This window comes from Microbacterium sp. STN6 (genome assembly GCF_026410545.1).
Taxonomy (GTDB): Bacteria; Actinomycetota; Actinomycetes; order Actinomycetales; family Microbacteriaceae; genus Root112D2.
On the sequence record NZ_JAPMIT010000001.1, the window covers coordinates 514,854 to 536,834 of the forward strand.

The 21,981-nt window shown below is 69.2% G+C and carries 19 protein-coding genes; 10 read left to right on the forward strand and 9 right to left on the reverse strand.

Annotated features, from left to right (window positions below):
- The first annotated feature begins 12 nt into the window (after positions 1 to 12).
- Positions 13 to 627, forward strand: coding sequence for a sigma-70 family RNA polymerase sigma factor (locus tag OSC27_RS02305; protein ID WP_267179796.1), 615 nt, complete (start codon positions 13 to 15; stop codon positions 625 to 627).
- Complete coding sequence (locus tag OSC27_RS02310; protein WP_267179797.1) at positions 624 to 866, forward strand: zf-HC2 domain-containing protein; 243 nt, start codon at positions 624 to 626, stop codon at positions 864 to 866. The genes OSC27_RS02305 and OSC27_RS02310 overlap by 4 nt, the downstream gene beginning before the upstream one ends.
- Before the next feature lie 22 nt (positions 867 to 888).
- On the opposite strand, the gene OSC27_RS02315 is transcribed toward OSC27_RS02310, so the two are convergent.
- A complete protein-coding gene (locus OSC27_RS02315) occupies positions 889 to 1,386 on the reverse strand; it encodes a VOC family protein (RefSeq protein ID WP_267179798.1) in 498 nt (165 codons plus the stop codon).
- Between the two features lie 49 nt (positions 1,387 to 1,435).
- On the opposite strand from OSC27_RS02315, the gene OSC27_RS02320 reads away from it, so the two are divergent.
- On the forward strand, positions 1,436 to 2,254 hold the full coding sequence (locus OSC27_RS02320; protein WP_267179799.1) for an AraC family transcriptional regulator: 819 nt from the start codon (positions 1,436 to 1,438) through the stop codon (positions 2,252 to 2,254).
- Here OSC27_RS02320 and OSC27_RS02325 read toward each other — a convergent pair.
- The gene (locus tag OSC27_RS02325) at positions 2,244 to 6,095 is read right to left on the reverse strand and encodes a multifunctional oxoglutarate decarboxylase/oxoglutarate dehydrogenase thiamine pyrophosphate-binding subunit/dihydrolipoyllysine-residue succinyltransferase subunit (RefSeq protein WP_267179800.1); all 3,852 of its coding nucleotides are present in this window, start codon (positions 6,093 to 6,095) and stop codon (positions 2,244 to 2,246) included. The two genes, OSC27_RS02320 and OSC27_RS02325, sit on opposite strands and share 11 nt — an antisense overlap.
- Positions 6,096 to 6,230: 135 nt before the next feature.
- Between OSC27_RS02325 and OSC27_RS02330 the strand changes: the two genes are divergently transcribed.
- The 3 genes from OSC27_RS02330 to OSC27_RS02340 all read left to right on the forward strand — a co-directional run bounded on the left by OSC27_RS02330 (position 6,231) and on the right by OSC27_RS02340 (position 10,266).
- Entirely contained in the window at positions 6,231 to 7,670 is a 1,440-nt protein-coding gene (locus OSC27_RS02330; protein ID WP_267179801.1) for a GuaB1 family IMP dehydrogenase-related protein, read from the forward strand.
- Between the two features lie 248 nt (positions 7,671 to 7,918).
- A complete protein-coding gene (locus tag OSC27_RS02335; protein ID WP_267180403.1) occupies positions 7,919 to 9,232 on the forward strand; it encodes a hemolysin family protein in 1,314 nt (437 codons plus the stop codon).
- The gene (locus OSC27_RS02340; protein ID WP_267179802.1) at positions 9,229 to 10,266 is read left to right on the forward strand and encodes a hemolysin family protein; all 1,038 of its coding nucleotides are present in this window, start codon (positions 9,229 to 9,231) and stop codon (positions 10,264 to 10,266) included. Before OSC27_RS02335 ends, OSC27_RS02340 begins: the two co-directional genes overlap by 4 nt.
- A gap of 173 nt (positions 10,267 to 10,439) precedes the next feature.
- Here OSC27_RS02340 and OSC27_RS02345 read toward each other — a convergent pair whose 3' ends face one another.
- Complete coding sequence (locus OSC27_RS02345) at positions 10,440 to 11,531, reverse strand: NADH:flavin oxidoreductase/NADH oxidase (RefSeq protein ID WP_267179803.1); 1,092 nt, start codon at positions 11,529 to 11,531, stop codon at positions 10,440 to 10,442.
- 7 nt (positions 11,532 to 11,538) lie between these two features.
- Entirely contained in the window at positions 11,539 to 12,156 is a 618-nt protein-coding gene (locus OSC27_RS02350) for an HAD family hydrolase (protein WP_267179804.1), read from the reverse strand.
- A gap of 42 nt (positions 12,157 to 12,198) precedes the next feature.
- Here OSC27_RS02350 and OSC27_RS02355 point away from each other — a divergent pair, with 42 nt between their 5' ends.
- The 4 genes from OSC27_RS02355 to OSC27_RS02370 all read left to right on the forward strand — a co-directional run bounded on the left by OSC27_RS02355 (position 12,199) and on the right by OSC27_RS02370 (position 16,117).
- A complete protein-coding gene (locus OSC27_RS02355; protein ID WP_267179805.1) occupies positions 12,199 to 13,095 on the forward strand; it encodes an ADP-dependent NAD(P)H-hydrate dehydratase in 897 nt (298 codons plus the stop codon).
- Between the two features lie 80 nt (positions 13,096 to 13,175).
- Entirely contained in the window at positions 13,176 to 14,438 is a 1,263-nt protein-coding gene (locus tag OSC27_RS02360; RefSeq protein WP_267179806.1) for a hypothetical protein, read from the forward strand.
- An 11-nt stretch (positions 14,439 to 14,449) separates the two neighbouring features.
- Positions 14,450 to 14,761, forward strand: coding sequence for a thiamine-binding protein (locus OSC27_RS02365; protein WP_267179807.1), 312 nt, complete (start codon positions 14,450 to 14,452; stop codon positions 14,759 to 14,761).
- A gap of 114 nt (positions 14,762 to 14,875) precedes the next feature.
- On the forward strand, positions 14,876 to 16,117 hold the full coding sequence (locus tag OSC27_RS02370; RefSeq protein WP_267180404.1) for an MFS transporter: 1,242 nt from the start codon (positions 14,876 to 14,878) through the stop codon (positions 16,115 to 16,117).
- Positions 16,118 to 16,186: 69 nt separating this feature from the next.
- Here OSC27_RS02370 and OSC27_RS02375 read toward each other — a convergent pair whose 3' ends face one another.
- The 5 genes from OSC27_RS02375 to OSC27_RS02395 form a co-directional block, all read right to left on the reverse strand.
- The gene (locus OSC27_RS02375; RefSeq protein WP_267179808.1) at positions 16,187 to 16,843 is read right to left on the reverse strand and encodes a response regulator; all 657 of its coding nucleotides are present in this window, start codon (positions 16,841 to 16,843) and stop codon (positions 16,187 to 16,189) included.
- Positions 16,844 to 16,853: 10 nt separating this feature from the next.
- A complete protein-coding gene (locus tag OSC27_RS02380) occupies positions 16,854 to 18,047 on the reverse strand; it encodes a hypothetical protein (protein WP_267179809.1) in 1,194 nt (397 codons plus the stop codon).
- Positions 18,044 to 19,204, reverse strand: coding sequence for a sensor histidine kinase (locus OSC27_RS02385; protein ID WP_267179810.1), 1,161 nt, complete (start codon positions 19,202 to 19,204; stop codon positions 18,044 to 18,046). The genes OSC27_RS02380 and OSC27_RS02385 overlap by 4 nt, the downstream gene beginning before the upstream one ends.
- Before the next feature lie 16 nt (positions 19,205 to 19,220).
- Entirely contained in the window at positions 19,221 to 20,426 is a 1,206-nt protein-coding gene (gene metX, locus OSC27_RS02390; protein ID WP_267179811.1) for a homoserine O-acetyltransferase MetX, read from the reverse strand.
- A 133-nt stretch (positions 20,427 to 20,559) separates the two neighbouring features.
- Positions 20,560 to 21,873: a bifunctional o-acetylhomoserine/o-acetylserine sulfhydrylase gene (locus OSC27_RS02395; RefSeq protein WP_267179812.1), complete on the reverse strand. Its 1,314-nt coding sequence runs from the start codon at positions 21,871 to 21,873 to the stop codon at positions 20,560 to 20,562.
- Positions 21,874 to 21,981 lie beyond the last annotated feature (108 nt).

The following is a 21,981-nucleotide window of genomic DNA, read 5'->3' on the forward strand; positions in this document are numbered from 1 at the left end:
GACTTGCGACCGATGACGACCGCGACAGACGACCACGGCACCCTCTTTGAAGAGCAGGCTCTTCCGTTCATGGACCAGCTCTACGGGGCAGCCCTGCGCATGACCAGAAACCCGGCGGATGCGCAGGACCTGGTGCAGGAGACGTTCGTGAAGGCGTACGCCGCATTCGGCCAGTTCAAGCAGGGCACCAACCTTAAGGCGTGGCTGTACCGCATCCTGACCAACACGTTCATCAACACGTACCGGAAGAAGCAGCGCGAACCGTACCAGGGCACGATCGACGAGCTCGAGGACTGGCAGCTGGGCGGGGCCGAGTCGCGCACCGCTTCGTCGACCCGCTCGGCCGAGGCCGAGGCGATCGACCACCTGCCAGACAGCGCGGTGAAGGATGCGCTTCAGTCCATTCCGGAAGACTTCCGCATGGCGGTCTACTTCGCCGACGTGGAAGGGTTCTCCTACCAGGAGATCGCCGACATGATGAAGACCCCCATCGGGACCGTCATGAGCCGCCTGCATCGTGGCAGGCGCTTGTTGCGGGACCGCCTTTCCGATTACGCGCGCGAGAGAGGGCATGCCGTCGACGAGACGAGCACGGCCGACGCGCCCACCCCCAGGAGCACCAGATGACGGACTGCGGCTGCGCCAAAGCCAAGAAAGACCTCGAAGAATACCTGCACAACGAGCTGTGCCGATCGGATGCCGCAGACATTCGAGAGCACCTCGAGAGTTGCGCGGACTGCGCGCAGGAGCACAACGTCGGCATCGTGCTGACCGAGACGGTGCGGCGCGCGTGCAGCGAGAGCGCGCCTGAGGATCTGCGCGTGCAGGTGCTGGCGAAGCTGCGCGCGATTCAGTCGACTCACTGAGCGGGGCCCAGCGCGGCTGCCGTCAGCCCTGCGCGGCGGCCCATTCGGCGACGCGGGCGGCCGACTCCTCGGGAGAGAGGTCGTCGACGCGCGTCATGATGGTCCACCGCACGCCAAACGGGTCGAGCAGCGACGCATAGCGGTCGCCCGAGACGAACGTTGCGGAAGCCTCGCGCACCGTGGCGCCCGCCGCCTGCGCTCGGGCCGTGACCGCGTCGACGTCGGGGCAGTACAGCGCCATCGAGTACTGGTGCCCCGCGGCGGGATCGAGCGGGATGAGCCCGAGTTCCGGCATCGGGTCGCCGAGCGTCAGCATCCCGTTGCCGAAGTCGAGCACCGCGTGCGCGACGATTCCGCCCATCTCCGTCACGTCGACGACGCGGGCACCGAAGACGTCGCGGTAGAAGGCGATCGCCTCAGCGGCCGGATTCACGACGAGATGCGGCGTGAGGGCCGTCGATCCGTGCGGGGTTCCGTTGGTCGTGTAGGTGCCGTCGGCACCGGTCGTGTTCTGCGTCATGCAGCAACCATAGGCATCCGGTGTCGGCGGCATCTTGTATTTTTGCGACATGACGGATGCCGGCGCCGCGCCCCGTTCGCACGGCCACCTCAACCCGGGCCACGACGCCGTGCGCTTCGATCGCTTCGACATCGGCGCCGGCACGGGCGAACTCGTGCGCCATGTGTGGGTGGTGCGCTGGAGCATCCCGCCGGAGGCCGCCCTCACGCAACGCGTGCTGACGTATCCGGCGGTGAACGTCGTCGTCATGCCCGGCGGTGCACGGCTGCACGGGCCGGATCCCCGCGTGCAATCCCGGGTGCTTGAGGGATCGTCGTGGGCGGTCGGCGTGCTGTTCCGGCCCGCGGCCGCCGCCCTGCTCTCGCAGACGCCGGCTCGGGTGCTGGTGCGCGGATCGGCGAGCGGCGAGCCGATCGATGCTCCGGTCGCGGCGATCGAGGAGGCGATGGCGTTGGAGCCCGACCGGGCCCGCATGCGGCTCGTGGGGCTGCTGAGGGCATGGCTTGTGCCGTTGGCCGCGCGCGTCGACGAACGCGGGCTGCTCGTCAACCGTCTCTGCCGGCTCGCCGAGGAGGATGAGTCGATCGTGCGAACGGCTCAGCTTGCCGAACGCGCCGGAATCGGCGTGCGCACGCTCGAGCGGCTCGTGCGAGAACGCGTTGGCGTGACGCCGAAGTGGCTCATCGAGTGCCGCCGCCTTCAGCGCGCCGCAACCGCACTCTTCGCGGGCCGCGACGAGTTGAGCGACCTTGCCGCCGAGCTCGGCTACGCCGACTACGCGCACTTCTCGAGGCGGTACGCGGCGGTGCTCGACGAGACCCCCGCGCAGACTCGCCGCGCGGGGGAACTCGCTCGCGTCAGAGGGTGAGGGCGCGCTGCACGAGCTCGCTCTGCTCGGCGGCGTGGCGCTTGGCCGAACCGTTGGCAGGCGAAGCGGATGCCGCTCGCGAGATCACCCCGAGGGGCCTCGGCCCGAGCTTCGACGTCTCGAGGATCATGAACGGCCACGCGCCCTGGTTCTCCGGCTCGTCCTGCACCCAGAACAGCTGCGCGTTCGGGTAGGCGTCGACCGCGGCCTTCAGCTCGGCGCCGGGCAGCGGGTAGTACTGCTCCACGCGCACGAGCGCGATCGCGGGGTTCGGGTTCTTGTCGAGCTCGTTGAGCAGGTCGTAGTAGAGCTTGCCCGCCACGATGAGAACGCGCTTGACCGCGGCCTTGTCGCTGATGCGCGTGTCGTCGATCACCGGCTCGAAGCGGCCCTGCGTGAAGTCTTCGACGCTCGAGGTGGCCCCGCGCAGGCGCAGCATGGCCTTCGGCGTGAAGACGATGAGCGGCTTGCGCGGCAGCGCGTACGCCTGCCGGCGCAGCAGGTGGAAGTACGAGGCCGGGGTCGACGGCCTGGCGACGGTCATGTTGTTCTCAGCGCACAGCTGCAGGAAGCGCTCGATGCGGGCGGACGAGTGGTCCGGCCCCTGGCCTTCATACCCGTGCGGCAGCAGCAGAACGAGTGACGAGCGCTGGCCCCACTTCTGCTCGGCCGACGAGATGAACTCGTCGATGACGGTCTGGGCGCCGTTGGCGAAGTCGCCGAACTGGGCCTCCCACATGACGAGCGCATCCGGCCGCTCCACCGAGTAGCCGTATTCGAAGCCCATGGCCGCGTACTCGCTCAGCAGCGAGTCGTACACCCAGAGCCGCGCCTGGTTGTCGGTGAGGTTCGCGAGCGGCAGCCATTCCTGGCCGTTCACCCGGTCGTGCAGCACGGCGTGACGCTGCACGAAGGTGCCGCGACGCGTGTCCTGCCCGACCAGGCGCACGGGCGTGCCCTCGACGAGCAGCGAACCGAGTGCGAGCAGCTCGCCGAAGCCCCAGTCGATGTTGCCCTTGCGGCTCATGTCGAGCCGCTTGGCCAGCAGCTGCTTGAGCTTCGAGTGCACGGTGAAGCCTGCGGGCGGGTTGTCGAAAGCGTTGCCGATGAGGTCGATGACCGCCCTGTCGACGCCCGTCGTCTCTGGTGCGCCGTTGCCCGCCTGCTCTGACGCATCCGTGCCATCGCCACCTTGCGTGACGATGGGGATGGAGTTGGTCTGCGCGGCGTGCGTCTCCGCGAAGGCCCGCTCGAGGCGCTCCTGGAAGTCGCGGTGCGCCTCGTCGTATTCCTCTTCGGTGATGTCGCCGCGGCCGACGAGGGCCTCGGTGTAGAGCTTGCGCACGCTGCGCTTCGCCTCGATGAGGTTGTACATGAGCGGCTGGGTCATCGAGGGGTCGTCACCCTCGTTGTGGCCACGGCGGCGGTAGCAGACGAGGTCGATGACGACGTCTTTCTTGAACTGCTGCCGGTATTCGAACGCCAGCTCGGCGACCCGCACTACGGCTTCAGGGTCGTCGCCGTTCACGTGGAAGATGGGCGCCTGGATGGTCTTGGCGACGTCCGTCGAGTAGACCGACGTGCGGCCCTCGCCCGGAGGCGTCGTGAAGCCGACCTGGTTGTTGATGTTGACGTGGATCGTGCCGCCCGTGCGGTAGGCGCGAAGCTGCGACATCTGCATGGTCTCGAGCACGACGCCCTGGCCCGCCATGGCGGCGTCGCCATGAATGAGGATGGGCAGCGTCAGGAACGTGCCGGCCGGCCGGCGATCCTGCTTGGCGCGCACGATGCCCTCGAGCACACCGTCGACCGCCTCGAGGTGCGAGGGGTTCGCGGCGAGGTAGACGGGCACTTCCTGGCCATCGGCGGCCGTGAAGGTGCCTTCGGTGCCGAGGTGGTACTTCACGTCGCCCGAGCCGTGCATGGTGCGCGGGTCCTGCGTTCCCTCGAACTCCTGGAAGATCTGCCCGTAGGTCTTGCCGGCGATGTTCGTGAGCACGTTGAGCCGCCCGCGGTGTGCCATGCCGATGGCAACGCCGTCGAGCTCGGCTTCGGCCGCCCCCTGCAGAATGGTGTCGAGCAGCGCGATGGTCGACTCGCCGCCCTCAAGGCTGAACCGCTTCTGCCCCACGTATTTTGTCTGCAGGAACGTTTCGAACGCCTCGGCCTCGTTGAGCTTGCGAAGGATGCGCAGCTGCTCGTCGTGCGTCGGCTTGGCATACGGCAGCTCGACCTTCTCCTGCACCCACTTGCGCTGGGCCGGATCCTGGATGTGCATGTACTCGATGCCAATGGTGCGGCAGTACGAGTCGCGGAGCACGCCGAGGATGTCGCGCAGCAGCATCTGCCGCTTGTCGCGGCCGAACTGGCCGGTGACAAACGAGCGGTCGAGATCCCAGAACGTGAGACCGTGCGTGGCGATGTCGAGATCGGGGTGCGAGCGCTGCTTGTACTCGAGCGGGTCGATGTCGGCCATGAGGTGGCCGCGCACGCGGAACGAGTTGATGAGTTCCTGCACGCGCGCCGTCTTGTCGACCGCGCTGGCGAGGTCGACGCTGATGTCGGGCGCCCAGTGGATGGGGTCGTACGGGATGCGCAGGGCCGCGAAGATGCCTTCGTAGAAGTCGCGTTTGCCGATGAGCAGCTCGTGCACGATCTTCAGGAACTCGCCGCTACCCGCGCCCTGGATGACGCGGTGGTCGTACGTGCTGGTGAGCGTGATGGTCTTGCCGATGCCGAGGCCCGTCAGCGTCTTCTCGCTCGAGCCCTGGAACTCGGCCGGGTACTCGAGGGCGCCGGCGCCGATGATGCAGCCCTGGCCCGCCATGAGGCGCGGCACGGAGTGCACGGTGCCGATGCCGCCCGGGTTGGTGAGCGAGATGGTGGTGCCGGCGAAATCCGACGCGCCCAGCTTGCCCGCGCGAGCACGCGAGATGAGGTCTTCGTAGGCGGCGAGGTACTCGCCGAAGCCCATGGTGTCTGCGCGCTTGATGCTCGGCACGAGCAGGGCGCGTGTTCCGTCGGGCTTCGGGAGGTCGATGGCGATGCCGAGGTTGATGTGCGCGGGAGCCACGACCGACGGCTTGCCGTCGACCTCGGCGTAGTACACGTTCTGGCTCGGGAACTGTTTGAGCGCCTGGATCATGGCCCAGCCGATGAGGTGCGTGAACGAGATCTTGCCGCCGCGGGCGCGCCGCAGATGGTTGTTGATGACGATGCGGTTGTCGATCATCAGCTTGGCGGGGATGGTGCGAACGCTCGTCGCCGTGGGAACCGTGAGGCTCTGGTCCATGTTCTTGGCGAGCGTCTTCGTCATGCCGCGAAGCGGTGTGACGGTGTCGCTGGGTTCGGCGACCTCGCCCTCGGCCGAGACGACCGGCTGGGGGGCGGTGACTGGGGCGTCGGCGGGCACCGGCTGCGGGCGCGGTGCGACAGAGGTGGTCTTGGCGACGGGCTGGCTGCCGATGACCTGGTTCGGACCGGTCGTGGGGCGCGGCTCGGCGGCCGGGGCCGGCTGTGCGGCGGCAGGGGTCGGCTGCGCGGCGGCCGGGGCCGGCTGCGCGGCGGCGGGCGACGGCTGTGCGGGGGAGGCGGCGACGTCGGACGTGGGTGCCGGCGCAGAGGCGGCGGGCTGTGCGGGAGTGCCGCCATCCGCTGGCTGTGCGTTGCCCTCATCGGGCACGGTCGGCTGGTACTTCTCGAGGATCGGCCACCACGACTTGTCTACCGAGTTCTTGTCGACGATGTACTGCTCGTACAGTTCGTCTACCAGCCATTCGTTGGCCCCGAATTCCCCTGCGGCACCCTCGTCGGTACCCGTTCCGGTCAACTGGCTCGACACAGCCGATCGCCCACTCTCTTACATTGATCACAATGTCCCACGGGAGACCGCTCGGCCCCCGTGCACGTCCATCGAACAAGCCTAATCCATCGGCCGCTGCTGCACTCTTCAAGGCGGGGCGATACCGTGGCATTCATGCAGTTCTATGCGACGACACCACGGCACGACCTGACGTATTCCGACGTCTTCCTCGTACCCTCGCGCTCGTCGGTCACCAGCCGCCTCGACGTGTCGCTCGCGCCGGGGGATTCGACCGGCATGAGCATCCCTCTCGTGTCGGCGAACATGAACTCGGTCACCGGTCCGAGGCTCGCGGCGACGATGGCGAGGCGGGGCGGGCTCGGGGTGCTGCCGCAGGACATGCCGCTGCAGGATCTGGATGCGGCCATCCGCTGGGTGAAGGAACAGCCGGTGCGCTTCGACACGCCGTTCATCTTTGACCCGGACGACACCGTGGCTCATGCCGTGACCATCGTGCCCGCGGTGGAAGGGCACGGCATCGTCGTGCGCGACGACGCGGGGCGGTACCTGGGGTGCATTCCGTCGGCGCGGCTCGCGACCGCTCTGCCGGACGCGCGCCTGGGCGACCTGCTGCACGGCGCGCTCACGTCGCTCGACGCCGACGATCTGCCTGACGCACGCGCGGCGTTCGACGTGATGGCGGCGGCGGATCTCGAGTTCGCACCGGTGCTGCACCACGGCGAGGTGATCGGAACGCTCAGCAGGCGCAGCGCCCTGCGGTCGAGCATTTATGAGCCGGCGCTGGACGACGGCGGGCGGCTGCGTGTCGCGGCGGCCGTCGGCATCAACGGTGACGTCGAGGGCAAGGCGCGGGCGCTCGCCGCGGCGGGGGTCGATGTGCTCGTGCTCGACACGGCCCATGGTGATCAGGAGGCGATGCGTTCGGCCATCCGTGCAGTGAAGGCGCTGGGGCTCGGCTTGCCCATCGTCGCCGGGAACGTGGTGACCGACCAGGCCGTGCGAGACCTCGTCGAGGCGGGCGCCGATATTCTCAAGGTCGGCGTCGGTCCCGGGGCCATGTGCACGACGCGCATGATGACGGCCGTCGGCAGGCCGCAGTTCTCGGCGGTGCTTGAGACGGCGGATGCTGCGCGCGAACTCGGCGCCGGGGTCTGGGCCGACGGTGGCGTGCGTTACCCGCGCGATGTGGCTCTCGGCCTTGCGGCGGGCGGTGCGGCCGTCATGATCGGCTCGTGGTTCGCCGGCACGATCGAGGCGCCGGGGACCCTGAAGACGGATGCGTCTGGCCGGCTTTACAAGGAGAGCTGGGGCATGGCGAGTACCAAGGCCGTGCAGGAGCGGTTCGGTCGCCTGTCGGCGTACGAGCTGGCGCGCAAGCTGCTGTTCGCCGAGGGGATCTCGAGCTCGACGATCTATCTGGACCCGCTGCGGCCCTCGGTGGAGGATCTGCTCGACATGATCACGACGGGGCTGCGCAGCTCGTTCACGTACGCGGGAGCGCGCACTCTGCTGGAATTCCAGGACCGGGCGCTCGTGGGGATCCAGTCGGCGGCCGGCTACGAGGAGGGTAAGCCGCTGCCCGTCAGCTGGTAGCTGCGGCCCCTGTGGAACGCGTGCCCGGCGGACCTCGTGCGGCTGGGCGCACGAGGGTGGGGCGACGCACGCTCACGGTGCGCCGAGGTGCGGTCGGTATACTTGGCGCACGATGGACGACCCCCCTCCTGCCCATAGTCGATTAGCCGCGGGAACGCGCCATGTGCCCCGCGTCACGAGTCGACCGGCCGCGAAGCTGAGCCGATCAATCCACTACTCGGACGGCGCGCGTGCTCTCTGAGTGGATCATGCTCGGGGTCGGGGTGATCCTGACCATCGGCACCGGCCTGTTCGTGGCATCCGAATTCTCGCTCGTCAATCTTGATCGGGCCGATCTCGAAGCGCGGCGAGAGCGCGGCGAGACGCGCCTCGGCATGACGATCGCGGCGCTCAAGATCACCTCGACGCACCTCTCGAGCGCGCAGCTCGGCATCACGCTGACGACGCTGCTCACCGGTTTCACGATGGAGCCGGCGATCGGCTCGCTCCTCGGCGTCCCCATGCGCGCCGCAGGGCTGCCGCAGGCCGCCGTCACCCCCGTCGCCAGCGTTGTGGCGATCGTTCTCGCCACCCTCATCTCCATGATTCTCGGCGAGCTCGTGCCCAAGAACTTCGCGCTGGCTCTGCCGATCGCCACGGCGAAGCTCGCGATCCCGTTCCAGACGGTGTTCACGCTCGTATTCCGGCCCACGGTGATGCTGCTCAACCGCACAGCCAACGGCGTGCTGCGGATGCTGGGCATCGAGCCGAAGGAAGAGCTGTCGGGCGCGCGCACCGCCGAGGAACTCTCGTCGCTCGTGCGCAGATCCGCGAGTGCAGGCATGCTCGAGCAGGACACCGCCACCCTGCTCGATCGCACCCTGAGGTTCTCGGACCGCGCGGCCAGCGACGTGATGACGCCCAGGCTGCGCGTCGCGAGCGTGAAGCGGGAAGAGCCCGCGCAGAACGTCATCGACCTCGCCCGCTCGACCGGCTACTCGCGGTTCCCCGTGGTCGACGAGGGCGTCGACGACGTCGTCGGGTTCGTGCACGTGAAGCAGGCCGTCGCCGTGCCGCGCGACCGGCGCGCCCTCGTGCCCATCTCGGCGCTGCAGACCGAGGCGCTGCGCGTGCCCGAGACCATGCCGCTCGACACCCTTCTCGGCGAGCTGCGCGGGCGCGGCTACCAGATGGCCGTCGTCGTCGATGAATACGGCGGCACCTCGGGCGTCGCGACCCTCGAAGACCTCGTCGAAGAACTGGTGGGCGAGGTCGCCGACGAGCACGACCGCCTGCGCGCCGGCGTCGTGCGGGGGCGTAACTCCATCACGTTCCCCGGCAGTCTGCGGCCAGACGAGCTCGAGGAGCGCGCCGGTGTCACCGTTCCGGAAGACGGCCCGTACGAGACCGTCGCCGGCTTCGTGCTCAACGAGCTCGGCCGGCTGCCGTCCATCGGCGACGAGGTCGAGCTTGCCGACGGCACCCTGCGCGTCGAGCGCCTCGACGGCAGACGCATCGACCGGCTGCGCTTCACGCCCGACCCGGTGCCGCCCGCCCACACCGAAGGCGAGGCCCAGACATGAACCCGTGGGTCGGCATCCTCTGGCTCGTCGTGCTGCTCGTCGTCAACGCGTTCTTCGTCGCCAGCGAGTTCGCCGTGATCTCCGCACGACGCTCACAGATCGAGCCGCTCGCCGAGAGCGGCAAGCGCAGCGCCAAGGTCGCCCTCTGGGCCATGGAGCACGCGACGCTCATGCTCGCGACGACGCAGCTGGGCATCACGGTGTGCTCCCTGCTGATCCTCAACGTCTCAGAGCCTGCCATCCATCACCTGCTCGAGGCGCCCCTCGCGCTCACGGGCTGGGCCCCTGAGGTCATCGCCGTCGTCTCCTTCATCATCGCGCTCGTGCTCGTGTCGTTCCTGCACGTCGTGTTCGGCGAGATGGTGCCGAAGAACATCTCGTTCTCGGTGCCCGACCGGGCCGCGCTTGTGCTCGCGACCCCGTTGGTGTGGGTGGGTCGGGTGTTCAAGCCCGTCATCGTGGCGCTCAACGCCACCTCGAACGGCGTCGTGCGGCTCTTCGGCGTGCAACCCAAGAATGAGGCGGCGAGCACGTTCACGCTCGATGAGGTTGCGACCATCGTCAGCCAGTCGACCCGGGAGGGCGTTCTCACCGATCGCTCCGGGGCGCTGACGGCGGCGTTCGAGTTCAGTGAGAAGAAGGTACGCGACATCGCGCTCGGTCTCGACAGGCTCGTGACACTGCCGCCGGGCGCCACCCCCGCCCAGGTGGAACGGCAGGTCGCCCTGCACGGGTTCTCACGCTACGTGACGACGGATGCCGCGGGTCACCCCACCGGCTACCTGCATCTCAAAGACGTGCTCGACCTCGAGGAGACCGGGTTCGACCTGCCCGTTCCGGCTAAGCGCATCAGGACGCTGGCGTCGGTGCCCGCCCAGAGCGACGTCGAGGATGCACTCCAGGTCATGCGCAACGCGGGCAAGCACCTGGCTCGGGTCGTGGATGAGAACGGCCGGACGCGCGGCGTGCTGTTTCTCGAGGACATCATCGAGGAGCTCGTCGGCGAGGTGCAGGACGCGACCCGCCGCGACTGAGCACCAGCCGGTTGAGGAAGTCGGCGAAGCCGATTGTCTCGAAACCCCTAGCCGGTTGAGGAAGTCGGCGAAGCCGACTGTCTCGAAACCCCGCGTGTGGGTTGGGTTTCGAGACGACGCTTCGCGTCTCCTCAACCCGCCGTGGGGGTTTCGAGACGACGCTTCGCGTCTCCTCAACCCGCGTGGGGGCGGGGGCGGGCGCGGTGGTACGCCTCGGGCCAGTAGTCGACCTCGACGCCGAGGTGCTGCGCGGCGTGCAGCGGGAAGTGCGGGTCGCGCAGGAGCTCGCGGCCGAGCATGACAGCATCCGCTCGGTTCTCGGAGACGATCGCCTGTGCCTGATCCGTCGACGTGATGAGTCCGACGGCGCACACGCCAACCCCCGCCTCGTCGCGCACGTACTCGGCGAACGGCACCTGGTAGCCGGGGGAGACGGCGATGGAGGCGCCCGCGACGAGGCCGCCGGAGGAGATGTCGAAGAAGTCTGCGCCGGCATCTCTCGCCCAGCCTGCGACCGTGGCCGTCTGCTGCTGATCCCAGCCGCCCTCGGCCCAGTCGGTCGCCGAGAAGCGCACGAACACCGCGATGTCGTCGCCGACCGCCTCGCGCACGGCCGACACGACGCGCAGCACCAGCCGGGCGCGATTGGCGAGACTGCCGCCGTATTCGTCGTCGCGCCGGTTGCTGAGCGGGGAGAGGAACTGATGCAGCAGGTAGCCGTGGGCGGCATGCACCTCGACGACGTCGAAGCCGGCAGCGACCGAGCGAGCGGCCGCGGACGCGAAGTCTGCGACGACGGTGTCGATGCCCGCGGCATCCAGTGCGATCGGTGCGTCGTAACCCTCGAAGGCGACCGGTGACGCCGAGACACTCTGCCAGCCGCCGTCGGCCTCGGCCATGGTGCCGCTGCGGTCGTAGCCCCACTCCGGCCAGGTCGACGCCTTGCGCCCCGCGTGCGCGAGCTGGACGCCCGCGACGGCGCCGCGCTCGTGGATGAACCGCACGATGCGGGCCCACGCATCCCGCTGCTCGTCATTCCAGATGCCGGTGTCCTCGTCTGAGATGCGGCCCTCGGGGCTCACGGCCGTGGCTTCGGCCATGACCAGGCCGGCCCCGCCCACGGCGAGCGATCCGAGGTGCACGAGGTGCCAGTCGCGCGGCACCCCGTCTTTCTCGAGCACCGAGTACTGGCACATGGGGGAGACCCAGATGCGATTGCGGAACGTTGCGGAGCGGATGGTGAGCGGGTCGAACAGGCCGGGCATGGAGCTCCTATCGGGCGAGATCGGTGAGGAACGCGCGCAGCTGCGCCGCGCCCGTGAACGTGTGACCCGTGATGCCGAGCTGCTCGGCGCCGCGCACGTTGACCTCCTTGTTATCGATGAAGATCGTCTGCGCCGCCTCTATTCCCAACTCGGCCATCGCGTGCTCGAAAATGCCGGCCTCGGGCTTGATCATGCCGAGCTCGCCGCTGACGATCACGGCGTCAAAGAGGCGGCCGAGGTTGCCGAAGCGGAAGAAGCTGCCGAAATCCGGACCGGCGTTCGACAGGAGCGCCAGCCGCGTGCCGCCGTCAGCAAGGTCGTGCAGCACAGCGAGCGTTCCCGTGTCGACGCTGAGCCAGCTGCGGAAGTCAGCGGCCCAGAGTCTGTCGATGAGCACGTCGTCCCACTCCGAGCCGAGCTCGGTCGCGATGCCGCGCCAGTAGTCCCGGATGCTGAGCGTTCCGCGGTCGAGGGCGTCGCGGTGCCGGCCGTACGCGGGCCAGAATGCCGCGGGCACGGCACCGGCCAGCCGCAACAGCTCGTCGCGATCGTGCTGCTCCGGCGCCGTCGAGATCACCTCTCCGTAGTCGAAGACGACGACCCTGCCCGGGATGCTGATGCTCATGTTGCGCCTTTCGCTCACGTCGTTTCAACCTATCGTGAAGGCATGGAGACGAAGCGTGAGGGGCAGCCGGGCACGGCGAGGCAGCAGACGCCGGGCGGTGCCCACGACTGGCAGGTCTGGAGCGGCGACGACGCGCAGGCGCACATCGCGGTCCCGCTCGCCACGGGCGACAAGTACAGCCGCGGTGTCCTCGGCGTGATCTGCGGCTCGGCCCGCTACCCTGGCGCGGCGGTGCTCAGCGTCGAGGCGGCCATGCGCACGGGTGTCGGCATGGTGCGGTACGTGGGCGCGAAGCGGCCGAGCACGCTCGTGCTGCAGCGCAGGCCCGAGGTCGTCACCGGCGTCGGGCGCGTGCAGGCGTGGCTCATCGGGTCGGGCATCGACGCGGAGAGCCGGTCTGCGAAGGTGACCGCGCGCATCCGCTCTGCCCTTGCCGACGGCGTGCCGGTCGTTCTCGACGCCGGCGCCCTCGACCTGGTCGGTGAGGCCACGGGCCCGGTCATCATCACCCCGCACTTCCGCGAGCTCGCCGTCGCGCTCGACACGGTGGGCGAGAGGGTGGATGCGCACGACATCGCGCGGGAGCCGGCACGCTGGGCGGCCCACGCCGCCGACGCGCTCGGCGTGACCGTGCTGCTGAAGGGCAGCACGACCTACGTGGCGGCGCCGAGCGGAGTGCGGCTGACGACCCGCACCGGGTCGGGATGGCTCGCGACCGCTGGCACGGGCGACGTTCTCGGAGGCGTGCTCGGCGCGCTCGTCGCGACGCACGCCGAGCGGCTGGGCGACGCGCCGGCGACCGCTCTGGCGCAGCTCGGGGCGACGGCCGCATACGTGCATGGCGTGGCGGCCGCGAGAGCCTCGCGGGGCGGCCCCATCGCCGCGCTCGACGTCGCGGAGGCGCTGCCGGCCACGCTGCGCGCGCTTCTCGCTGTGTGAGGGCCGGTGCGCGCTACGGGCGCGCATCCGCTCGATGTGTGGCGGCGAGCGAGCGGCCGGCGACAGATAGCATGACCGTTATGGCGCGCGTTCCCGCTGATGGCACCGTGGCGCCGCATCGAGTGCCGACGGCGGGCGTGCGGATGCTGCGCAGCCGGCTCGTTCTCTGGATCGCCTTTCTCGTGGTGCACCTCGTGGCCGGCTGGCTCGCGCTGGCGGCGCCCGGCGCGATCCTGGGCGACGTGACGACCGTCTACCGGCCGTGGGCACTCGACGCGGTGCACGGCTACGTGGTCGGCATCGATACGCCCTGGGTCTACCCCATCGCGGCGATCGTGCCGGTCATGCTGCCGCTTGTGCTCGGGCCGGCGCACTACGTGGGCGCCTGGCTGACGTTGGTTCTCATAGCGGATGCCGCCGGGTTCGCCGTTCTCATCGCCGGTCGGCGACCGGGGCGCGTGTGGGCCGCGTGGTGGTGGCTGCTGTTCATGCTGCTGCTCGGGCCCGTGGGAGTCTCGCGGCTCGACTCGCTGTCGGTGCCGATGGCGATCGTGGGACTGCTGTGGCTTGCGGGCCGGCCCGCGGTGGCGGCCGTGCTGCTCACGGTGGCCACCTGGATCAAGGTGTGGCCGGCCGCACTTATCGCGGCGATCGTCGTGGCGAGCCGGCGCAGGTGGCGCTTCGTGGCGCTCGGGCTGGTCACGAGCGGGGTGATCGCGCTCGTCGCGGTCGTGTTCGGAGCCGGGGCGAACGTGCTCAGCTTCGTAACCGCGCAGGCGGACCGGGGAATGCAGCTGGAAGCCCCGGCCAGCGGAATCTGGCTGTGGCAGGCGCTGCTCGGCCGCCCCGGCAGCATGGTGTACTACCAGGCGTCGCTCAACACGTTCGAGGTCACGGGCGACGGGGTCGAGGCCGGCATCCGTCTCATGACGCCGCTGCTCGCCTTCGCCGCGGCCGCGCTTGTACTGCTCGGCGTGCGAGCGGTGCGGGCGCGTGTGCCGCTGGCCACACTGCTGCCGGACCTTGCGCTCGCGCTCGTGGCCGCACTCATCGTGTTCAACAAGGTGGGCTCGCCCCAGTACATGCTGTGGCTCGTGCCGCCGGTCGTGCTCGGGCTCGCCTGGCGTGGCCGCGGGTACCTCGTGCCCGCCGTGCTCGTGGCCGTCGCGGCGGGGCTCACCCAGGTGTTCTACCCGGTGCTGTACAACGCGCTGCTTGGCCTCGACCCGGTGCTCGTTGTCGTGCTGAGCGTGCGCAACCTCGTCGTCGTCGCGGTGTTCGTGTGGGCGGTATCGGCGCTGTGGCGTAGCGTCGGGTACGTGCGCCGTGCACGCCTCGAATGAAGGGAATCCCTATGCTTGTCGCGTTCTCCGTCGCCCCGTCCGGTGGCTCTGCCGATGCCTCTGTGCACGACGCGGTGGCCGCTGCCGTCGAGGTCGTGCGCGCCTCGGGCCTGCCGAACCACACTGACGCGATGTTCACGACCATCGAGGGGGAGTGGGATGAGGTGTTCGACGTCGTGCGTCGTGCCACCCAGGCGGTCGGCGAGTACGGGTCGCGCGTCTCGCTCGTGCTGAAGGCCGACATCAGGCCCGGCTATTCCGGCGAGCTGACGGGAAAGGTCGAGCGGCTCGAGCAGGCGCTCGGCGACCGCCGCTCGTCGTAGGCCGCTGCTGCGGCGTGAGCGTGCTTCCGGGGCGGGCGCTCGTGTGACTTCGCGGCTCCCGCTCGAATCGATTCGATTCGCGCGCGGGATGCGCCTATTCTTGACCGCGTGACTGTGCAGACCGAGCCCGCCCGACTGGCCGAAGCGCCGCTGTCGCCTGGGCGCATCCGCCTGGCTCTGCTGGCGCTCGCGCTCGGCGGGTTCGCCATCGGCTCGACTGAGTTCGTCGCGATGGGGCTGCTGCCGAACCTCGCGGCCGATTTGCTGCCCGGGCTCTACGCGGCCTCGCCGGCCGAGGCGAACGCGCAGGCCGGCTGGGCGATCTCGGCGTATGCGCTCGGCGTCGTCGTGGGGGCGCCCACCATCGCCGCAGCCGCCGCTCGGCTCCCGCGGCGCACCCTGCTGCTGTGGCTGCTCGTGGCGTTCACGCTGGGAACGGTCTTCTCGGCGCTGTCGCCGACGTTCGGGGTGCTGCTGGTCGCCCGCTTCGTCAGCGCGCTGCCGCACGGCGCCTACTTCGGCATCGCCTCGCTCGTCGCGGCGCGCCTCATGGGGCCGGGCAAGCGTGGTCAGGGCGTCGCGCTCGTGCTCTCGGGCCTCACGATCGCGAACGTCATCGGTGTGCCGCTGATCACGTGGCTCGGCCAGACTCACGGATGGCGCGTCGCCTACCTCGTGGTCGCGTCGATCTTCGCGCTCACCTTCGCGGCCGTGTGGGCCTTCGTGCCGTGGCAGGCCGGCGATCCCAGCGCGACGATGCGCAACGAGCTGCGGGCGTTCCGGCGACTGCAGGTGTGGCTGGCGCTGGCTATCGGCGCCATCGGCTTCGGCGGCTTCTTCGCGGTCTACAGCTATGTGGCGCCGCTGGTCACGGTGACGGCCGGGCTGCCGGCGGGCGCGGTGCCGGTCATGCTCGTGATCGTCGGGCTCGGCATGACTCTCGGCAACGTGCTCGGCGGTCGCGCTGCCGACCGCAATCTGCCTCGCGCACTCGTCGTCTACTTCTGCATGCTGCTCGTCACGCTGATCGGTCTCGCGCTGACCGCGGGAACGGTCGTCGGCCTCGCGGCGTTCCTGTTCCTCATCGCCGTGGCGTGTTCTGCGCTGTCGCCGGCGATCCAGACGCGGCTCATGGATGTCGCGCACAACAGCCAGTCGATCGCCGCCGCTCTGAACCACTCCGCGCTGAATCTGGCCAACGCGTCGGGCGCGTTCCTCGGCGGCCTGGCCATCGCCGCAGGCTACGGGTACGTGTCGCCCGCGTGGGTGGGCGCGGTGCTCAGCGTCGCCGGCATCATGCTCGTGCTCGCGAGTCTCGGAGTGGACCGGCGGCGCAGGCGCCGCATCCGTGCCTGAGATGGCTGCAGAGCTGCCGCGAATCGGGCGAGGCGCGAGCGCTCCGCGAATCGGGCCAAGCGCGAGCGCTCAGTCGCCCTGCAGCAGGATGCCGTCCTGGATCGCGCGCTTGCGCAGCGCCACCTTGGTGCCGACGTCGAAGCCGGCAACGCGGTACTTCTCGCGGATGCGCTTGAGGTAGCTCTTCGCGGTCTCGTCAGAGATTCCGAGCTGGAACGCGACCGACTTCACCGGCTCGCCAGCGCCGTAGAGCGCCATCACGCGCCGCTCCTGCGCACTGAGCTTCGGCGTGCCGCCGACATCCACCGAATTGATCGCGAGGTCGAGTTCGGCCGAGATGAACGACTCGCCCTTGCTCGCCGCCCGCAGCGCCTCCACGATCATCTCGGCGTCCTCGCTCTTCACGAGGTAACCGAGCGCGCCGGCCGCCAGGGCTTCGCGCACGACCGGGGGCTCGGAGTACGTGCTCATGAGCACTGTGTTCACACCGGTGGTCTTCAGCGTCGAGATCTTCAGCGAGATCGGGATATTGTCTTTCAGATCGAGGTCGAGCAGCACCACGTCGACCGGGAACTCCGGATGCGTAAGGAGCTCGGGCCAGGTCGCGACGGCGGCCACCATGCGGATATCGTCCGCAGCGCTGCGGATCCATTCCGTCAATGCTCCCAGGAGCATCTTGTGGTCGTCGACGATGGCGATGCGGATCGGATCTGCTGCGTTGCTCACGTATGGTCCTTCATCTCGTTGGTGACGACACCCCTGCGCCCTCTTCGGCGGTATGTGAACCGACCACGCACTCGATCTCGATCAGCAGACCCGAGCTCGTGACTGACTCGTCGTACCGTCCCACTCTGGCAATAGCATGCCACGTCGCGGGGTCCACCCCTTTTCGTGGCACGCCGGTTGCGAGAATTGACATGGGGATCGTGATCGTCGCACCCGGGGGTAGAGCGCCCTCCTTGGAGCGTGGGGAGATGCGCACGCGCAGCGCCTGCCCGGGCTTCGGCGGGTCACTCAGCAGCAGCCACATGGCCGAGAGCAGGCCATCGCGTTGGTCGGGTTCCATCAGGCCGGCAAGGCCGTCGCTGTCGGTCACGGTGACCGCGGGCCCGAGGAACGTCGATTCCGAGACGGCGTTGTGCAGCCACGTCTCGCGACGGCCCTCAATGAGGTGCAGGCGAAGCTCTGTGGCGAGGGATGCCGCCTCGGCCGACGCCTCGGCGGTCAGCGGCAGCGGCGTATGGCCGGTCGCCACCCCGTCGAGCAGCTTCTCGGCGTCGAGGTCGAGGCGGGCGAGCTCCTCCGAGGCGAGCATGCCGACGGCGAAGCCGGGGGAGTTGACGGTGCTCTGTACCTGAGTGCGGTCGAGCTCGAGTTGCGAGGCTGTTCCTACCGCGCGCATCACGAGCACGGCGAGCACCGACGGGCTGACGGCGAGCCCGATCATGAGGTAGCCGAGCGCGAACTCCTGAATCGGATCGGGCCCGTGCAGCAGGAAGGCGACGGCGATCGTGAGGCCAACCACGCCGGCCGCCGTGAGCACGACGCGGGGTCGCGCGTGGGTCACGAGTTGCATGAGGCCGGCGCCGACGGCGATAGTCGCGGCCGGCGACGCGCCCGTGTGTCGGCCCCAGGCGCCGGCGATGTCGAGCACGACCGCTACGCCCCAGATCGCCATGACAGTCGGGACCACCCAGGCCGGCAGCTCCTCGTCGGCCCGCACCTGAGCGAACTGCACGATGCTCGTGCCGATGATCACGAGCAGCCAGGCCGCGACCGACAGGGGCAGGCGCGGGTACGCGCCGGGGTGCAGCAGGAAGCTCAGGAGCTGGTAGAGCATGAGCACGAGCGAGGCGAGGCCGAAGCCCGCGGCGAGCCGACGCAGGCGCTGCGTGGCCTGGCGTCGATGAAGGTCGGCGGCGATGCTCATTTGGGAACCTCGAGTACGACGGTCGTGCCCGAACCGGGCGAGGAGAAGAGCCGCGCGTTGCCGCCCACGTCGCGCAGCCGGGCGACGATCGACTCGGTGAAGCCGAGCCGTGCACTGTCGACCGATTCGAGCGTGAAGCCGACCCCGGCATCCGTCACCATAGCGCGCACGGTCGTGTCATCGTCGGTGATGGTGACGTGCGCCTGCCCGACCTGGGCGTGACGGCGCACGTTCTCGAGACACTCGGCGAGGGCCAGCAGGAACGCGTCGAGAATGTCGCCGGGAAGCAGAACATGCCCGGTGCCGTGCCAGTTGACCTCGAGGCCGAGGCGCTCGAACTTCTGCTTCACCGAGCGCAGGGTGTTGCCGAGAGTCGACTCCTCGACCGGCTGCAGCTTGTAGTCGCCTGACACGGCGGGCGCAGGCGTGTAGCCGAGACGCAGCTGACGCAACAGCGCCGCGTCGTCTGCTGCCTGCTGTCGCAGCGCATCCGGGCTGACGCCCACCCCCGAGTGCGCGAGAAGCGTGAGGGTGGCGAGCACGGTGTCGTGCAGCAGGCGCGCGCCCTGCCTGCGGCGGGCCTCGGTCTCGCTCGCCCGGCGCTCGGCCTGGTACGCCTTCGACGCACTCTCGATGCGGCGCAGAGTCTGCGTGACCATGCGGCCGAGCCACACACCGCAGATGATGCAGGCGATCCAGCCGGCGAGCGTGAGGGCGAGCGGCTCGAGCGGCAACGTGTCAGTGAGCAGCTGCGTCGCCAGCAGCGCCACCACATCGCCCGCGAAAAGCGCGGCGAGAAGGGAGAAGTGTCGCGTGTTCGAGACCAGCACGATGGCGATGGATGCCACGGCCGCCCCTGAGACGATGCCGATGGCGCACAGCGCGGCGAGATTCAGCGTTGTGCCCGATGCGATCGGCAGCAGAACGACCCCAACGCCGAGGGCCCAGATGCCCAGCGCCTTCACGCGAACGTGCCCACGGGGCAGCTGCCACTGCAGCACGCCCATGGCGATGAGGCACAGAACCGAGATGACGTACAGGGCAAGCGGCAGCGAGCCAGGCAGGCTCAGGCAGAGAATGCCGGCGAACGTGCCGATGATGCCGATGTTGCGGGATGTTGCGGCGAGCAGCCGGTCACGCTCCTTCTGGATGCGCATGGGGCCCCTTCGCTTGTCACACGGCGAGCAGACGGCGCAACTGGTCACCCACCAGTTCGTTCTCGATGAGGAAGCCGTCGTGCCCGAAACTCGACTCTATTATGACCGGTTCGTCACCATCGATATTGCCGGTGAGGCGCGCCGCGATTCGCTGCTGAGACTCCACGGGGAAAAGCCTGTCGCTGTCAATGCCGACGACGAGCGCGGGCATGTCGGCGCGGGCGAGCGCCTCATCGAGACCGCCGCGATCCCGGCCGACATCGTGCGAGTTCATCGCCTCGACGAGCGTCACGTAGCTGTTCGCGTCGAATCGGCGGGTGAACTTGTTGCCGTGAAAGTCGAGATACGACTCGACCGCGTAGCGTCCGCCATGGCCGAGAGGGCTGATCCCGCTCTGCCAGCTGCGCGTGAAGCGCGCGTTGAGCTCGTCGGGGCTGCGGTAGTTGACGAGGGCCATTCGGCGCGCGAGGGCGAGACCGCGGTGCGGGCCCTCGCCATCCTCTGCCTCGTAGTAATGGCCTGCCCGGAAGAGCGGGTCGGTGCGAACGGCCTCGAGCTGAAGCGAGTTCAGGGCCACCTGGTCGGCGCTCGACTCTGGGGGTGCGGCGATGACGGCGAGTCTGGCCACGCGCTCGGGGTAACTGACCCCCCACTCGATGGCGTGCATGCCGCCCATCGAGCCGCCGATGACCGCCGCCCACTTCTCGATGCCGATGGCGTCGGAGAAGAGGGCCTGCGCGCGCACCTGGTCGCGGATGGTCGTGAACGGGAACCGGGGGCCCCACTCGTAGCCGTCCGGCGCGAGAGAAGCCGGGCCGGTCGACCCCTGGCAGCCGCCCAGCATGTTGGGTGCGACGACGAAGAAGCGGTCGGTGTCGACCGCGAGGCCGGGGCCGACGATGCCGGCCCACCAGCCGGGGGTGGCGTGTCCGGCTCCCGCCTGGCCCGCCACGTGGCTGTCTCCCGTGAGCGCGTGCAGGACGAGCACCGCGTTGTCGCGTGCAGGGGAGAGCTCGCCCCACGTCTCGTACGCGATGCGCGCGTACGGCACGTCGCCGCCCGCCTCGAAGTCGAACGGGCCGAGGCCTGCGAACTGCCGATGGCCGACGGGATCGGATTCGCGCCATGCCCCACTCGCCGGCGGCTTGCCGAGCAGCGACCGCGCCTGGGCCTCGGTGATGAAACTCGAGGGGGCGGTGTCCGCCGATGTCTGCCACTCCATGCATCAATTCTGCCGGTCGCCGGCGTGCGGCCCGACCACGTTACGCGCGTGGGGGAGCGAGGAGACATGGCGAGGGGCGGATGCCGCAGCATCCGCCCCTCGTTCATGCCGGCCGTTCGTGGCCCTTGCCGGCTCAGGCCGCGGCGGCACCCCGGCTGGCGGCAAGGCCCGCCTCGAGGTCGGCCTTCAGGTCGTCGACGTTCTCGAGGCCGACCGAGAGCCGCACCAGGCCGGGCGTCACGCCGGCCGTCAGCTGCTGCTCGGGCGAGAGCTGCGAGTGCGTCGTCGACGCGGGGTGGATGACGAGGCTGCGCACGTCGCCGATGTTGGCGAGGTGGCTGAACAGCTCGAGGTTGTCGACGAGCCGGCGGCCGGCGTCAACGCCGCCCTTGAGCTCGAACGAGAGAACCGCGCCCACGCCCTTCGGTGCGTAACGGTTGGCGTTCGCGCGCCACGGGCTCGAGTCGAGCCCGGAGTAGTTGACGCTCGCGACATCCGGGTGCGACTCGAGGAACCGCGCGATCTCGAGGGTGTTCTCGACGTGGCGCTCGATGCGAAGCGAGAGCGTCTCGATGCCCTGGATGAGCTGCCATGCGCTCGCCGGCGCGATCGCCGCACCGAGGTCGCGCAGCAGCTGCACGCGCGCCTTGATGATGAAGGCGAGGCCGTCGCCGACCGCCGCGGTGTAGCTTGCGCCGTGGTACGACGGGTCGGGCTCGGTGAGGCCGGGGAACTTCTCGACGTTCTTCGACCACGCGAACTTTCCGCCGTCGACGATGATGCCACCGATGACGGTGCCGTGGCCACCGAGGAACTTGGTGGCCGAGTGCACGATGATGTCGGCGCCGTGCTCGAACGGGCGAATCAGGTACGGCGTCGCGATGGTGTTGTCGACGACCAGCGGCACGCCGGCCTCGTGGGCGATGTCGGCGATCGACGAGATGTCGAGCACGTTGATCTTCGGGTTGCCGATGGTCTCGGCGAACAGCAGCTTCGTGTTCGGGCGGATGGCGCGACGCCACTCGTCCAGGTCGTCCTGGTTCTCGACAAACGTGACCTCGATGCCCAGCTTCGCAAGCGTGTACTTGAACAGGTTGTAGGTGCCGCCGTAGATCGAGCTTGAGGCGACGAAGTGGTCGCCGGCCTGGGCGATGTTCAGCACCGCGAAGGTCGATGCCGACTGGCCGGATGCGAGCAGCAGTGCTCCCGTTCCACCTTCGAGCGCGGCGACGCGCTCTTCGACGACGGCCTGGGTCGGGTTCTGGATGCGCGTGTAGATGTTGCCGAACTCAGCGAGTGCGAACAGGTTCTGTGCGTGCTCGGCGTTGTTGAACACGTACGAGGTGGTCTGGTAGATGGGCGTGGCCCGGGCGTTGGTGACCGGGTCCGGCGCTGCACCCGTGTGGATCTGCTTGGTTTCGAACTTCCAGTCGGGGTTGTCGGCCATGGTGGTGCTCCTGTCGTGAGGCATGCGGGGGAACGCGCCGGGCGCGTTCGTTCATTCCCCCGAGCGTAGGCAAGAAGGGGGCCGCTCCACAATCGAATGAAACCGGGC

Bases quoted from the DNA above. Each gene is read 5' to 3' on its own strand.
- OSC27_RS02380 (WP_267179809.1), bottom strand. From the start codon at position 18,047: ATGAGCATCGCCGCCGACCTTCATCGACGCCAGGCCACGCAGCGCCTG.
- OSC27_RS02345 (WP_267179803.1), bottom strand. From the start codon at position 11,531: ATGCCCGGCCTGTTCGACCCGCTCACCATCCGCTCCGCAACGTTCCGC.
- OSC27_RS02330 (WP_267179801.1), top strand. From the start codon at position 6,231: ATGCAGTTCTATGCGACGACACCACGGCACGACCTGACGTATTCCGAC.
- OSC27_RS02320 (WP_267179799.1), top strand. From the start codon at position 1,436: ATGACGGATGCCGGCGCCGCGCCCCGTTCGCACGGCCACCTCAACCCG.
- OSC27_RS02310 (WP_267179797.1), top strand. From the start codon at position 624: ATGACGGACTGCGGCTGCGCCAAAGCCAAGAAAGACCTCGAAGAATAC.
- OSC27_RS02340 (WP_267179802.1), top strand. From the start codon at position 9,229: ATGAACCCGTGGGTCGGCATCCTCTGGCTCGTCGTGCTGCTCGTCGTC.
- OSC27_RS02335 (WP_267180403.1), top strand. From the start codon at position 7,919: ATGCTCGGGGTCGGGGTGATCCTGACCATCGGCACCGGCCTGTTCGTG.
- metX (WP_267179811.1), bottom strand. From the start codon at position 20,426: ATGGAGTGGCAGACATCGGCGGACACCGCCCCCTCGAGTTTCATCACC.
- OSC27_RS02360 (WP_267179806.1), top strand. From the start codon at position 13,176: ATGGCGCGCGTTCCCGCTGATGGCACCGTGGCGCCGCATCGAGTGCCG.
- OSC27_RS02305 (WP_267179796.1), top strand. From the start codon at position 13: ATGACGACCGCGACAGACGACCACGGCACCCTCTTTGAAGAGCAGGCT.
- OSC27_RS02350 (WP_267179804.1), bottom strand. From the start codon at position 12,156: ATGAGCATCAGCATCCCGGGCAGGGTCGTCGTCTTCGACTACGGAGAG.
- OSC27_RS02315 (WP_267179798.1), bottom strand. From the start codon at position 1,386: ATGACGCAGAACACGACCGGTGCCGACGGCACCTACACGACCAACGGA.
- OSC27_RS02385 (WP_267179810.1), bottom strand. From the start codon at position 19,204: ATGCGCATCCAGAAGGAGCGTGACCGGCTGCTCGCCGCAACATCCCGC.
- OSC27_RS02365 (WP_267179807.1), top strand. From the start codon at position 14,450: ATGCTTGTCGCGTTCTCCGTCGCCCCGTCCGGTGGCTCTGCCGATGCC.
- OSC27_RS02395 (WP_267179812.1), bottom strand. From the start codon at position 21,873: ATGGCCGACAACCCCGACTGGAAGTTCGAAACCAAGCAGATCCACACG.
- OSC27_RS02355 (WP_267179805.1), top strand. From the start codon at position 12,199: ATGGAGACGAAGCGTGAGGGGCAGCCGGGCACGGCGAGGCAGCAGACG.